General features: G+C 73.0%; 12 protein-coding genes. 8 read left to right on the plus strand and 4 right to left on the minus strand.

Going from position 1 to position 13,720, the window contains the following annotated elements; genetic code table 11:
- Position 1: 1 nt before the first annotated feature.
- Genes O7622_RS03615 through O7622_RS03630 form a run of 4 tightly spaced genes read right to left on the minus strand, consistent with a single transcriptional unit; the run spans position 2 to position 2,968 of the window.
- Positions 2 to 916, minus strand: a complete 915-nt coding sequence (locus O7622_RS03615) for a glycosyltransferase family 2 protein (RefSeq protein WP_282311846.1) — start codon at positions 914 to 916, stop codon at positions 2 to 4.
- Positions 913 to 1,914: a sulfotransferase gene (locus tag O7622_RS03620; RefSeq protein WP_282311847.1), complete on the minus strand. Its 1,002-nt coding sequence runs from the start codon at positions 1,912 to 1,914 to the stop codon at positions 913 to 915. Before O7622_RS03620 ends, O7622_RS03615 begins: the two co-directional genes overlap by 4 nt.
- Complete coding sequence (locus O7622_RS03625; RefSeq protein ID WP_282311848.1) at positions 1,911 to 2,492, minus strand: glycosyltransferase; 582 nt, start codon at positions 2,490 to 2,492, stop codon at positions 1,911 to 1,913. Before O7622_RS03625 ends, O7622_RS03620 begins: the two co-directional genes overlap by 4 nt.
- The gene (locus O7622_RS03630; RefSeq protein WP_013289269.1) at positions 2,492 to 2,968 is read right to left on the minus strand and encodes a polysaccharide biosynthesis protein; all 477 of its coding nucleotides are present in this window, start codon (positions 2,966 to 2,968) and stop codon (positions 2,492 to 2,494) included. Before O7622_RS03630 ends, O7622_RS03625 begins: the two co-directional genes overlap by 1 nt.
- Positions 2,969 to 3,468: 500 nt before the next feature.
- Here O7622_RS03630 and O7622_RS03635 point away from each other — a divergent pair, with 500 nt between their 5' ends.
- From O7622_RS03635 to O7622_RS03670, 8 genes are all read left to right on the plus strand, one after another.
- A complete protein-coding gene (locus O7622_RS03635) occupies positions 3,469 to 5,301 on the plus strand; it encodes a Wzz/FepE/Etk N-terminal domain-containing protein (RefSeq protein WP_282311849.1) in 1,833 nt (610 codons plus the stop codon).
- Positions 5,298 to 6,305 carry a DUF3048 domain-containing protein gene (locus O7622_RS03640; RefSeq protein ID WP_282311850.1) on the plus strand — a complete coding sequence of 336 codons (1,008 nt, stop codon included), beginning with the start codon at positions 5,298 to 5,300 and terminating at the stop codon, positions 6,303 to 6,305. The genes O7622_RS03635 and O7622_RS03640 overlap by 4 nt, the downstream gene beginning before the upstream one ends.
- Positions 6,302 to 7,786 (plus strand): O-antigen ligase family protein, encoded by a 1,485-nt coding sequence (locus tag O7622_RS03645; RefSeq protein ID WP_282311851.1) that lies wholly within the window; start codon positions 6,302 to 6,304, stop codon positions 7,784 to 7,786. The genes O7622_RS03640 and O7622_RS03645 overlap by 4 nt, the downstream gene beginning before the upstream one ends.
- On the plus strand, positions 7,786 to 8,991 hold the full coding sequence (locus tag O7622_RS03650; RefSeq protein WP_282311852.1) for a hypothetical protein: 1,206 nt from the start codon (positions 7,786 to 7,788) through the stop codon (positions 8,989 to 8,991). Before O7622_RS03645 ends, O7622_RS03650 begins: the two co-directional genes overlap by 1 nt.
- 17 nt (positions 8,992 to 9,008) lie before the next feature.
- The gene (locus tag O7622_RS03655) at positions 9,009 to 9,872 is read left to right on the plus strand and encodes a sulfotransferase (protein WP_282311853.1); all 864 of its coding nucleotides are present in this window, start codon (positions 9,009 to 9,011) and stop codon (positions 9,870 to 9,872) included.
- Positions 9,839 to 11,452: an oligosaccharide flippase family protein gene (locus tag O7622_RS03660; RefSeq protein ID WP_282311854.1), complete on the plus strand. Its 1,614-nt coding sequence runs from the start codon at positions 9,839 to 9,841 to the stop codon at positions 11,450 to 11,452. The genes O7622_RS03655 and O7622_RS03660 overlap by 34 nt, the downstream gene beginning before the upstream one ends.
- A 28-nt stretch (positions 11,453 to 11,480) precedes the next feature.
- Positions 11,481 to 12,410 (plus strand): sulfotransferase, encoded by a 930-nt coding sequence (locus tag O7622_RS03665; protein WP_282311855.1) that lies wholly within the window; start codon positions 11,481 to 11,483, stop codon positions 12,408 to 12,410.
- Positions 12,411 to 12,560: 150 nt separating this feature from the next.
- Positions 12,561 to 13,604, plus strand: coding sequence for a glycosyl hydrolase (locus tag O7622_RS03670; RefSeq protein WP_282311856.1), 1,044 nt, complete (start codon positions 12,561 to 12,563; stop codon positions 13,602 to 13,604).
- Positions 13,605 to 13,720 lie beyond the last annotated feature (116 nt).

Here is a 13,720-nt window from a genome sequence, read left to right on the forward strand (position 1 = left end):
CTCAGATGCCCCGGCCGCGCTTGTGCAGCGTGCGCAGCACCCGGTCGGCCTGCACCGCCCGGCTCGCCACCGCCAGCGCCAGGTAGGCGCGCGGCTCCTTCGGGTTGCGGGCCAGCGTGCGCCGGGCCCAGCGGACCGCGTCGCGCCGGTTGCCCATCGCGGCCTGCGCGAACGCGATCTGCCCGGCCACCCGCGCCTCGCCGTGCGGCACCGTGGCGAACTCCGGGTAGCGGCGCAGCAGCCACTGCAACGCGGTCGAGATGGTCTCCCAGCGCTGCGCGAAGTAGGACCGCTTGTGCCAGCGGACCAGCACGTACGGGCTCTCCACGTTCACCAGCGGGGCGTACCGGGCGGCGCGGAGCAGGAACTCGTAGTCCTCCGCGTAGCTGCCCGGGATCTGCTCGTCCACCAGCCCGATCGCGTCGAGCAGCGCGGCCCGGCGGATCAGGAACGTGGACGGGTGCAGCTCGGTGAGCCGGTCGCGCAGCAGCGCCTCCAGCGAGATCCGGGCCCGGTCCAGCGAACGGTCCACCGTACGGTCGTCGTAGCTGACCCGGATGCCGCAGCTCACCAGCGCGCCGTCCGGGTGTGCGTCGAGCGCCCCGAACTGGGCGGCCAGCTTGCCGGGCAGCCACTCGTCGTCGTCGTCGCAGAACGCCACCCAGTCGCCGCTGGCCGCCTCGATGCCGGTGTTGCGCGCGCCGGCCAGCCCTGCGGTACGGGTATTCGTGATCACCCGGATCCGCCGGTCACCCCGGTCGGTCTCCAGCGACCGGTCCGGCTCGGACTGGTCGTAGACCACGATCGCCTCGATCAGGCCCGGGTGCGCCTGGCTGAGGATCGCGTCGAGCGCCGCACGCAGCAGCTCCGGACGGTCCCGCGTCGGTACGACGACCGAGATGCTCGGCCCACTCATGCTCTCTCCACGGACTCGTCGGATCCCCGCTGGCCCAGATAGCCGTAGCGGACCCGCAGGGGAAGCGTGGCCAGGCTGACCACGGCACGGCTGCGGCGCGGCAGGCGGTCCCGCCACGCCTCGTCCCGGCGCACCGTCAACGGCCCGCCGCTGAACCGCAGCGGGTTGCCGGCGACGCTGTGCGCGCGGAACGGCGCGGCCGGCTCGGGTGCCGCGCCGGTCTCGTCGGCTCCGGACAGGATGCGCAGCGCCGCCGGGTCGTCCGGCAGACCGGCGAAGTCCCGCACCCGGCGTACCGTGCCGGCCGGGTCGGCGGTGAAGTCCTCGTAGCGCAGCCGCAGCACCTTCGCCCGGGAGGCGAGCAGGTGGAACGCGGCGTTCTGCGCGGTCCACAGCTTGCTCACCTCGAACGGTGAGAAGGTCGGCATGAAGTCCTCGCCGTCGACGACCTCGGGGCGGCGCACCTGCTTGCCCCACGAGTACGCCACCGCCCGGCTGTCCCGGACCAGGTGCAGCACCCGCAGGTCCAGCCCCTCGGCCCAGCGCAGGGCGAAGGCGAGCGAGGCGTGCTTGCTGGAGTCCACCACCACCCGGGCGCCGGTCACCGACAGCGCGGACCGGTAGATCCGGGTGTACAGGTCGGCGTAGCGGCGGACGTCGGCCAGTTGCTCCGGCGGGAGCGCCTCCTTCGCCAGCCGGGGGATGTGCCGGGTCCGGTCGACGCGGTCCTTGAGCGCCAGCACGTCGTCCCGGCCGACAGCGGCCCAGCCGCCGAACGCCTGGTCGCCGACCTGCCGCCAGAACGGGCAGGCGGTGAACCGCTCACCGCAGCCGCACCGCTCGTCGGCGCCGAGCGCCCGCTCCCACAGGTGCACCACCTCACCGACGGCACACACGTCGGCGCTCTGCGCCAGCAGCAGCTCCAGCAGCGTGGAGCCGCTGCGGCCGAGGCCGCCGACGAAGAGGACCCGCGGCGTCGCCGGATCCGGGGCGCTCATCCGCGACGCCCGACGGCTCGTTGTCGTACCCGCCGGGCCACCAGCTCGTCGATCACCGCGCCGACGCGGGCGACCGCCTCGGCGCGCGGGTCCGGACGGCCCGGGTCGGCGGCCAGGACGAACCGGCCCGGGTCGGCCAGCCCTTCTTCCAGGGCGGCGAGCAGCTCGGCCTCGGACTCGCACAGCCGCACCATCCCGGCCGCGCCCAGACGACGGGAGAACAGCTGCTGGTGGTTGTCGACGTGCTCGTCGTGCGACGGGTCGCGGGGCACCACGATCGGCAGGTGGCCGTTGCGCCGGGCCTCGGTGATGGTGGCCGGGCCACCGTGGCTGACCACGAGCGTCGCCTCCGCCATCGCCCGCTGGAGCTCCTCGTGGCCGAGGAACGGGGTGGCCTCGGGCAGGGCCGGGGTGCGGCTGTGGCCGTACTGGAGGACCAGCCGGACCTCGGGCCGGGCCGCGTGCCAGCGCTCCAGCCAGCCGACCAGCCGGTCGAAGCGGTGCACGTCGGTGCCGACCACGACCAGCACGTACGGCGCCGCGGCACGCCGGTCCCGTTGCTGCGGGATGTGCGCCATCAGAGGAGGTTCCCCACGACGGTCGCCTCCGGGTACATCCGGCGCTGCTCGTCCCACTGCACGAGCATCGCGGAGAGGAACGGACGGCAGAGCCGGGCGGTGAGCGTCGCGCTGTCGATCCGGTCGTACACCTCGATGTAGACCGTCGGGATCTTACGCATGCGGGCCGCCACCACGAACGGCAGGGCGACCCCGGCGCCGGTGGTGACCACGGCGTCGACCTGGCGCCGCCGGATCACCTTCAGCGCGAGGAACGCGTTGCGTACCAGGTTCTTGACGTTGCGTGTGGTGGGGTGGTGCGCCCAGACCACGTCCTCACCGGCGAGTAGCGAGCGCGCGTCGGGGGTGTCGAACGTGACCCATGCGCGGCGCCGATCCCGGTACCACGGTTCCAGGGCCAGGAGCTGGGCCAGGTGCCCGCCACTGGAACCCACCAGCAGGACCTGCCCCGAGTCCTCGGTTGACCCGCTCACCACAGACTTCCTCCCGTACGCGGATGACGCGTCCGGATTTTCGTGAAAGCCCCTCGGACGCGTCCTGACAACCTACTGGCGCGCCCCTGGGCAACTGAAGGGGCCATTGGACGGATCCTGACGCGCCGGTCGGCTCACCTCTCGATTCCCGTCACCGGGATGCCCACCGGCCGGCCACCGTCCAGGTCAGCCCGGTTCGCCCCGCGCCGCCGGGGCGGGCCACCGGAAGAAAGTGAGATGTGTCAGGATTCCGTCACCGCTCCGCACGAGAGCCGTCGGCGACGCCGGCTTATCCGGGGACAGGTCGGGCCCGACACCGGGAAACCCGCCGAATGGTCAGCGCCGATCGGCCATTTCTACGCGGGCTGCCCACACCCGGGCAGGCTTACCGGAACGTGAGCAGACTTTCCCTCGTCGTTCGGATCGGGGACACTCAAGGCCACGGTCAGGTCCAGCTGTGCCGTGGACTGCCCGGCTCGGTCGAAAGGGAGCGACAGACTCTGATGCCCTCACCCCATTTGGCCGAGAGCGACGCCGACGGTCTTGCCCTGATGGCCTACCTGGGCTGGCTGCGCCGCCGCTGGTGGATCCTGCTGCTCGCCGCGGCCCTCGGTCTCGGTGGTGGGCTGGCGCTGAACCAGATCCAGGAGGCGCGCTACACCTCGACCACCTCGCTGCTGGTGCGCCCGCTCGGCTCGGGCGCGGAGAGCAACCCCAACGCCAAGGTCAACCTCGACACCGAGGCCCAGGTGGTCCGCTCGCTGGTCGTGGCCGAGCGGGCCAAGGCGCTGATGAAGGTCGACACCGGTGCCGACCAGCTCGTCAAGTCGGTGACCGTCAAGGTGCCGCCGAACAGCCAGATCCTCCAGGTGGCGTACGAGGGGAACAGCCCCGAGGGCGCCCAGTCGGGCTCGCACGCGTTCGCCCAGGCGTATCTGGACCTGCGCAAGGCCACCGCGCAGAAGGCGCTGGAGAACGAGACGACCGCGCTCAAGCAGCAGATCGCCGAGCTGCAGAAGCAGCTCAGTGCCGTCGCCGGGCGGATCGCGGCGGCGCCGTCGAACTCGCCCGAGCGGGAGCGGGCCGAGGCCGAACGGAGCCTTCTCACCAGCCAGATCACCGGCCTGAACAACCGGCTCAGCCCGCTGGTCTCGGCCGGCTCCGACCCCGGCGAGATCATCTCCGACGCCCGTCTTCCCGACTCGCCCAGCTCACCGAACCGCACGCTCAACCTCGCCAGCGGCATGGGCGCGGGCCTGCTGCTCGGCATCGTGCTGGCGCTCGTGCTGGACCGGCTCGACACCCGGATCCGGCGCGGCCGTGACATCTCGGACCGGGTCGGTCTGCCGCTGCTCGTGGAGCTGCCGGTCCGCACGCCCTCGCTCTCCGTCCTGCCGGCCACGCACCGGGTGTCCCGCGAGCTGGGCCGGCTGCGCAACGTGCTGCTGTCCGCCGTGCCCGAACCGGCACAGGGCGGACGCGGCCGCCAGCTGCTGCTCTGCGACGCCTCGGCCGGCTCCGCCGCCGGGTTCGTCGCCGCCAACCTCGCCGCCGCGTACGCCCGTACCGGCCAGCAGGTCGCACTGATCACCACCAAGCCCGACTCGACTGTGGGCGCCATCACCGGCGTGGCCGAGGGGCGGCACAACCTGGCGTCGGTGCTGCGCCGCGACGTACCCCCGCTCAAGGCGCTCGCGCCGGTGCCGGGGCTGGGCCAGCTCCGGGTGCTGGTGCCGGGCGACCTGGACGCGGAGGTCGAGCTGCCGGTCGCCGGTCTGCTGGAGATCATGCACGAGCTGTCCGCGCGCTTCGACCACGTGATCATCGAGACCGCGCAGCCCACGTTCGCCGTGGAGGCCCAGGCCCTGGGCCGGTACGTCGACGCCGTGATCATGGTGGCCGAGGCGGGCAAGACCCGTAGCGGCGAGATCACCGCCGCGTTGCAGCAGTTCGAGCAGGTGAACGCACCGGTGATCGGCGCCGTGCTGGCCCCGCGCCTGCCCGCCCCGGCGGCCGACGCCGTGCGGCCGGCGTCCCCGGGCGGCTCCGGCACCTCGGCCGGGTCGAGCGCGCCGACGGCCCCGGCCAACCGGCCCAAGCCCCGGCCGAGCCCCGGCCCGTCCGCCGAGTCGACGATGGTGCTGCCGCGTATGCAGTCCTCCCGCCCCGGCACGGCCAAGCCGGCACCGGGCAAGGCCACCCCGCCGCCGAACCCCGGCAACCAGGGCATGCCGGGCAAGCCGGTGCCGCTCAACGGCACCGGTGGCACGTACCGCTCCCGGGGTGACGGCGACGGCCGCAGCTACGCGCTCGACTCCGGCGAGGACCTGGGGTGAACCGCCGGCAGATGCTCCGCGCCGCCATCGCCCCCGCCGTCGTCCTCGGCGTCGGGACCGGATGCAGCGAACCCGAGCCCAAGCCGGGCAAGGTCCCGGTGGTGGACCCGGGCGACGTCACCGCCTCGCCGTCATCGGCCAGTGCCTCGCCGACGCTGCCCACGGGCCCGCTGACCGGCGCGCCGGTGAGCACCCCGGCTGCTGCCACCCGCCAGGCGGTCGCCGTGCCGCTGCGGGTGAGCCCCGCGACCACCCCGGCCGGCCTGGACGCCGCCGACCTGGTCTACGCCGAGTTCGCCGAGTCCGACACGCTGCACCTGACCGCGGTGTTCCACTCCAGGGACGCCACCAAGATCGGCCCGGTCACCGAGATCCGGCCGGTCGACATCCGGTCGCTCGCGGTGCTACGCCCGTTCGTCGGCTACGACGGCGGCCCCACCGGCTTCCTCACCCAGTTCGAGAACTCCGACCTCGACGGCGTGACGCCCGGCGACGACAGCAAGGTCTTCTCCGGCGACTACACGTCGACCGCCGCGCTGCTCAAGGCCGCCCCGAAGGGCGGCCAGCCGCCCACCCCGCCGATCGACCACGCCGGAGAGGGCGACGCGCTCGCCGTCCGCGACCTCGCGCCGGCCACCGAACTCACCGTCACCGTCTCCGGCGGCCCGCCGATGGTCTGGCGGTACGACCAGGCGAAGTCCGTCTGGGCCGGCAATGTCGGCAAGGTCACCGTGACCGCCGCCTCCGTCATCGTGCTGACGATGGAGTACCGCACGCTGGACGTCCGCAACCCGTCTCCGCGCTCGCTGCCCTCGGCGAACGTCTTCGGTGAGGGCGCGGTGCTGGCGGTGTCCGGGCCGAACAGCGCGAACGGCCGGTGGCGCAAGCCCGGCCTGGGCATGGTCTGCACGCTCGCCGACACCGGCGGCGATCTCCTGCACCCCCAGCCCGGCAACGCGTGGGTGATCTACGCGCCGACCACCGCCAAGGTCACCGTGAAATGAGCACCGCCACCCCGCCCCGCACCGCGCGCGGGACGGTTCCGGTCGGGGCGGTGTCGCCGCCGGACGGGAACCGCCTGCGGCCGGTGACGGTACGGCCGGAGAGCTGGTCGTGGCGGCTGCCGACGGCATGGCCGCTGATCTCGGTCTTCCTGCTGTACCCGCTGTGGTGGGTGCTCGGCGTGTCGAGCTTCGTCTTCGTCATCTTCGCGGTGCCGATGGTGGTGCAGATGCGCAAGCGGGGCCCGATCCGGGTGCCGCCCGGCTTCGGGATCTGGATGGTCCTGCTGCTCTGGGTGTTCCTGTCCGTGCTCACCCTCGACCTCACCGCGCCGAACACGCTGCCCCCCGGCGGCAGCGGCAAGTACATCGGCTGGGGCATCCGGCTCGCCAACTACGTCGCCATGACGGTGACCATGCTCTACGTCTACAACCTGCGGGAGCGGGAGCTGTCCCAGCGCCGGATGGTCCGACTGTTCGGGTTCATGGGCGTGGTCGTGGTGCTGGGCGGCTGGATCGGCTCGCTGTTCCCGAACCTCACGTTCGTCGCGCCGCTGCGCTTCGTCCTGCCCCAGTCGATCGCCGGTCACCCGTACGTCACCTCGCTCATGGAGATCAAGTTCGCCCAGGTGCAGCAGGTGATCGAGGGGGAGGCCAGCTCGCCCCGCCCGTCCGCGCCGTTCACCTACACGAACTCGTGGGGCCAGAACACCGCCATCCTGCTGGTCTGGCTGATCGTCGGCTGGGTGGTGCTGGGCAAGCCGATGCGCCGTACCGCGGGCGTGGCGATCGCCCTGGCCGCGATCTTCCCGATCGTCTACTCGCTGAACCGCGGCCTGTGGATCGGTCTCGGCATCGCCGCCGCGTACGTCGCGCTGCGGCTCGCGCTGCGCGGACGGATGGTGGTGCTCGGCGGGCTCGCCCTGGCGGTCGGGCTGATCGGGGTGCTGATCGTCGCCACACCGCTCGGCCGCACCTTCGACGAACGCCTCCAGAACGGGCACAGCGACGACATCCGGACCACGCTGTCCCAGGGCGCGGTCGCCGCGGCCAACCACTCGCCGATCCTCGGGTACGGCGGCAACCGGGCGCTGATCGGCAGCAACCGGTCCATCGCCATCGGCAAGTCCGAGGACTGCAAGCAGTGCGGTAACCGGGAACTGGGCAGCAACGGCCAGGTCTGGGCGCTGCTCGTCGGGCAGGGCTGGGTCGGCGCCGTCTGCTACAACGCCTTCTTCATCTACTGCATCTGGCGCTACCGCCGGGACCACAGCGCGGTCGGCATCGCCGGCACGCTCGTGCTCATCCTCATGCTGTTCTTCCAGTTCACCTACGGTGCGATGGAAGCGACACTCGCCTACGCCCTGATCACTGTCGCCCTGCTGGCCCGCAACGACCGGATACGCCGGTCGCTCGCGCCGGCGCCACCCCAGGGCACGATCGCCGGGCTGCGGGCCCGACTGGAAAAGACCGGTGGCCACTGATGGTGTTCCGCGTACCCCCGGACGGCGACGGCCGTGCCGCGTACCTCGGTGAACTGGCCGGGCTGATCTGGCCCGCGCCGGCCGAGCCCGGCCTGCGGCGCGGCGGCGCCGGCTGGGCGGTGGTGCCCTCGGCGTCCCGCCCCCGGCTGCTCGTGCCGACCGGCTCGGGCCGGGCGGCGGCGAGCGCGGTCCGGCACTCCACCGAGGCGGTCGGCCGCAAGGCCAAGCTGGTCCGGCAAGGGCTGTCCACGGCGTTCCGGCTCGGGCTGGGTCCGCTGGTGTTCCGCGATCGGCTGGTGGTGGACGGCGGCGGGCTGGACGCGTACCTGACCGAGGTGCTCGGCGAGCCGGCGCTGGTGAGCCTGCACATCGGGCCGGCCCGGGCGAACCGCAAGCCGGTGCTGCAACTGCTCGCCCGGGACGGCCGGGCCCTCGGGTACGCCAAGCTCGGCGTCGACCCGCTGACCCGCGCGCTGGTGCACGCGGAGGCGGACGCGCTGCGCCGCCTCGCCGAGGTGCCGCTCGGCCCGGTGGTGCTGGCCGGGGTACGCCATCACGGCGACTGGCACGGCCACGCACTGCTGGTGCAGGAGGCGCTGCCGGTGCGGCTGCCCCGGGCCGCCCCGGCCGCCACGGAGGCGGCCGAACGCGCCGCGATGGTGGCTGTCGCCGGCTGTCTCGGCGTACGCCGGCAGTCGTGGGCGGCCAGCGGGCACGCGGCCCGGCTCACCGCCGCGGTGGACGCGCTCGGGCCCCGGCCGGAGGCCGGGCGGCTGCGCGCGGCGCTGAAGTCCGTCGCGGACGCCGACCCGGTGGTGGCCTTCGGCGCCTGGCACGGGGACTGGAACGGCGGCAACAGCGCGGTGCTCGCCGACGGCCGGGTGCTGGTCTGGGACTGGGAACGGTTCGAGGCGGACGTGCCGGCCGGGTACGACGCGCTGCATCTGGCGGTGCAGGGCGCGATGAGCCACGACGGGGTGGAACCGGTCGAGGCGGCCCGGGCGCTGATCGCCGGCGCCGGGCGCACCCTGGCGCCGTTCGACCAGACCGGCGGGGGCGCCGAGCTGGTCGCCGTGCTCTACCTGGTGGAGCTGGCGGCGCGCTACCTGCGGGACCGGCAGGCGGAGGCGGGTGCGCGACTGGGGCACGTCGACACCTGGCTGCTGCCCGCCGTCGAGGAACACCTGGCCCGCCGGGCCGGGTGAGAGTGAGGAGTGGGGACGTGACGCTGGCCAAGGAGCAGGCGCTCCGCGCGGTGAAGTCGGTGAGCCGGACTGTGGGCCGGTTGACCGCCGGTTCGCGGATGGTGCCGGGATTCCTGATCGTGGGGGCGCAGCGCTGCGGCACCACCTCGCTGTTCAAGACGCTCTCGCAGCATCCCGGTGTGCTGCCGCCCGCTTACCACAAGGGCGTGCACTACTTCGACATGGACTACCACCGGGGGATGAGCTGGTACCTCGGGCACTTCCCCACCACCGGCAAGGCCGAGGCGGTGAGGGCCCAGATCGGGGTACGCGGGATCACCGGCGAGTCCAGCCCGTACTACATGTTCCACCCGCTGGCCGGGCAGCGGATCGCCCGTGACCTGCCCTCGGTGAAGCTGCTGGTGCTGCTCCGTGACCCGGTGGAGCGCGCCTACTCGGCGCACTCGCACGAGCTGGCCCGGGGCTACGAGACCGAGGCGGACTTCGAGCGGGCGCTCGCGCTGGAGGAGTCGCGTACGGCCGGTGAGCGGGAGCGGATGATCAGTTCCGCGTCGTACGCCAGCGAGCACCTCCAGCACAACGCGTACCTGGCCCGCGGCCGCTACATCGAGCAGTTGGAGCGCCTGGAGGCGCTCGTCGGCCGGGACCGGATGCACGTCATCGACAGCGACGACTTCTTCGCCGACCCGCGTCCCTCCTTCGACGCGGTCTGCGACTTCCTCGGGCTGCCCCGCTGGGCGGACATCGCGTTCGGCAAGCACAACTCGCGCTCCCGTTCGCCCATGTCGGCGGAGCTGCGGACCCGACTGGAGGACCACTTCGCGCCGTACGACGAGCGGCTGGCGACGTGGTGGGGACGCGTGCCGTCGTGGCGGCGGTGACGCGGGCGGACGCCGGCGGCACCCCGACGCTCACCGCACCGCCCCCCGGGCCGGGCGGGGGCTTGGGCGGCGCGGCCCGGCAGGGCTTCGCCAACCTGGTCGGGGTCGGGCTGGCCGCGGTCGCCGGCTTCGGCCTGAACATCGTCATCGCCCGCGGTTGGTCGGTCCGCGAGGCGGGCATGTTCTTCGCCGCCACCAGCGCGTTCATGATCGCCGCGTCGGCGGCCCGGCTCGGCACCGACGTCGGCACCGTCTACTTCGTCAGCCGCCAGCGCACGCTCGACCGCCGCGACCAGATCCGGGGCACCATCCTGGTCGGGTTGCTGCCGGTGCTCGTGGTCGGCACGCTGCTCGGGCTGGCCGGCTGGCTGGCCGCACCGGCGCTGGCCCGGGCCACCATGCCGGAGGCCGGGCCGGAGGCGGTGACCGCGCTGCGCATCCTGCTGGCGTTCGTGCCGCTGGCCGCGCTGAACGACTACGCGCTCGCCGCCTGCCGCGGCTTCGGCCAGATGCGCCCGCTGCTGACCGTCGAGCGGCTCGGCCGCACGCTGGCGCAGTTCCTGGGTGTGGCGGTGGCCGCCTGGCTCGGCATGTCCGCCACCGTCGCGCTGCCGCTGGCCTGGGTGGTGCCGTACCTGATCGCGGCGGCGGTCGCGCTGTTCTGGCTGAGCCGGCTGGTCGGCCGGGCCGGGCGGCAGGTGACCCGGCCGGTGCCGGCACGCGAGCTGGCCGGGCCGTTCTGGCGGTTCACCGGGCCCCGCGCGATCAGCAGCCTGGCCGCGATCGTGGTGCAGCGGCTGGACATCGTGCTGCTCAGCGCGCTGCGCGGCCCGGCGGACGCGGCGATCTACACGGCCGCGACCCGGTTCCTGGCTCTGGGTCAGCTCTCCAGCGTCGCGCTGTCCAGCTCGGTGCAGCACCGGCTGGCCGCCGCGTTCGCCCGCGACGACCGGGCCGAGGCGCGCCAGCTCTACCAGGCCGCCACCGGCTGGCTCGTGCTGCTCTCCTGGCCCGCGTACCTGATCTTCGCGGCGTTCGCCACGCCGATGCTCGCACTGTTCGGATCCGGGTACGGCGACGGCCGCCGGGTCGTGGTGCTGCTGGCGCTGGCCATGCTGCTGGCGACCGGCTGCGGCATGGTCGACATGGTGCTCAACATGGCCGGGCGCACCGCGTGGACGTTCTACAACGCGATGACCGGCACCGTGCTCAACGTCGTCGGCAATCTGGTGCTCATCCCGCGGTACGGCATCCTCGGCGCGGCTCTGGCCTGGACCGTCTCCATCCTGGTCACCAACCTGGTGCCGCTGACCCAGCTCTGGTGGTCGATGCGGCTGCACCCGTTCGGCGCCGGTACCCGGGCCGCGATGGCGCTGGCGGTGGTCACGCTGGGTCTGCCGCTCGGCGTGGCGACACTGCTCGGCGCCGGTTCGCCGGTGCTCGCGCTGGTGACGGTCGCCGGGCTGGTCGCGTACGCGGCGGGCGTCTGGCGCTGGCGGCGCACCCTGCACCTCGACGCGCTGCGCGCCCTCCGCCGCGGCCGTAACCGGGCCGGGGCGGACCCGGCCGCCCAGTCCTGACCGATCCTGCGCACCGATGGGACCTTCGATGACAAGCGACTCCCCCGCTCCGCACTCCGGCCTGTCCACCGTGAAGGCCGCGAAGCTCGCCGCGGTCGGTCTCCTGGCGGACCGCAAGGAACGCCGCGAGCTGGAACGGCCGGTCGACGGGGGCGGCCGCCGGCTCACGCTGAAGGTCGAGCGTCCGATCTTCATCCTGGGCGCCCCGCGCTCCGGCACCACGTTCCTCGGCAGTTGCGTCGGCGCGCTGCCGGACGTGTCGTACCACTTCGAACCGCGCCTGACCAAGGCTGTCGCCCGCTGTGTCTACGAGGGAAGCTGGACGCCGCAGCGGGCCGCCCGCTACTTCCGCGGCTACTACGGCGCGCTGCTCGCCGCGTCCGGGCACGGCGGGCTGCGGTTCGCCGAGAAGGACCCGGAGAACTGCTTCATCGTGCCGTTCCTGACCGAGGTCTTCCCGGATGCGGTCTTCCTGCACGTCTACCGGGACGGGCGGGACGTGGCGGTGTCGCACGCCGAGCAGCCCTGGCTGAACGCCGCGTCCACCGGTACCGGTCGCAGCGGCCGGGGCGGTACGCCGTGGGGCGCCGCGCCCCGGTTCTGGGTGGAGCCGGAGCGGCGCGACGAGTTCACGCAGGTCTCCGACCTGAGCCGGTCGGCCTGGATGTGGCGGCGGTTCACCAGCAGCGCGCTCACCCAGCTCGCCGAGCTGCCCGCGGATCGGGTGCGGCACCTGCGGTACGAGGACGTCGTCACCCGCCCGGCCGAGGCGGCCGAGGTCGTGGCCGACTTCCTGGAGGTCGGTGACCCGGCCGGACGGGAGGCGCTGCACGCCCGCTTCGCCAAGGCGCGGCCGGGTTCGGTGGGCCGCTGGCGGCAGCGACTGACCGAAAATGATCTGGACGACGTGATGGCTCAGGCCGGGCTGCTGCTGACGCGACTCGGCTACCCCGCCTGAGCGCCGCGTCACAGGTAGAGTGCCAGGGGTCGCCCGCCAGGCCCGGCGTGCCTCTCCGCCCACGCGGATCCGTCATGGCCCCCATACCGTGGCCGGCGACCGTCCTGGGGAGAGGTTGAGGTTGCGGTGGTGCGACGGTTACGACTGACGATGGCTGCCGTGCTGGGCCTGGCCTTCCTGGCGCCGGCCGTGGCGGCCTGTGACATCGGCTCGGAGCGATCCGACGAGTCGGCGACGGCGGTGCCGCCCCCGCCGACCGTGACACCGCGGACCGCTCCGGTCCGCACCACCGGGCGCGGTCCGGAGCCGCCGGCGAAGGGGGCCTGGCTCGGCACCTGGGTCAAGCCGCAGTACCACAACGCCAGCGGGCGGGCCGCGGCGTTCGACGCGTTCAACCAGGCGGCCGGCGGCAAACTCGCCATCGCGCACATGTTCCACGAGTGGAACGAACCGTTCCCGAGCGCCACCGAGAAGTTGTTCCAGTCCCGGGGCAAGCTCCAGATGATCTCGTGGCAGGGCACCGACACCCGGTCCACGGTCAGCGGCGTCTACGACGCGCTGATCCGGGAACGCGCGAAGGACGTCAAGGAGTTCGGCGTTCCGGTGCTGCTGCGCTACCGGTGGGAGATGGACCGGCCGAACCTGGCCGCGAGCATGCACTCACCGGAGGACTACGTCGCCGCCTGGAAGCACGTCCGCGGCATCTTCACCGAGATGGGCGTCACCAACGCCGGGTGGGTGTGGTGCCCGCACGCGGACGGTTTCGCCGAGCCGCAGCGCCGGGCCGCCGCCTACTACCCGGGCGACGACCAGGTCGACTGGCTCTGCGCGGACGTCTATCCCAGTCCGGAGTGGAACAGCTTCTCCAATCGGATGGACCACTTCATGGCGTTCGCCAAGAAGCACCCGCGGCCGGTCATCATCGGCGAGTACGGCCTGACCCAGGACGGGCGGCCGAGCCAGCGGGCCGACTGGATGCGCGAGGTCGGGCCGTACATGAAGAAGCACCCGCAGATCAAGGCGGCGGTCTACTTCGCGGCCCGGCAGACGGAGAAGCCCATCTACGACAGCACCTTCGGCAACGACCCGGAGAGCGAACAGGTCTTCCGGGAGATGGCGACCGATCCGTACTTCCAGCCGCCGATGCCCGACCTGAGTGTTTTCTCAGGAACACCCTCCGTGTCCACCGGGTGATCGTCGCTCGTCTTTTCGTGTGCCCCGGAGCGTTTCCTCGGTCAAAAGGCCCAACCCGGGTGGACGGGCGACGGCCGAATGCGAGAAGGTATTGCTCTCACGTCTGCGGTCGGTCG

This window comes from Micromonospora sp. WMMD1076 (genome assembly GCF_029581475.1).
Classification (GTDB): Bacteria; Actinomycetota; Actinomycetes; order Mycobacteriales; family Micromonosporaceae; genus Micromonospora; species Micromonospora aurantiaca.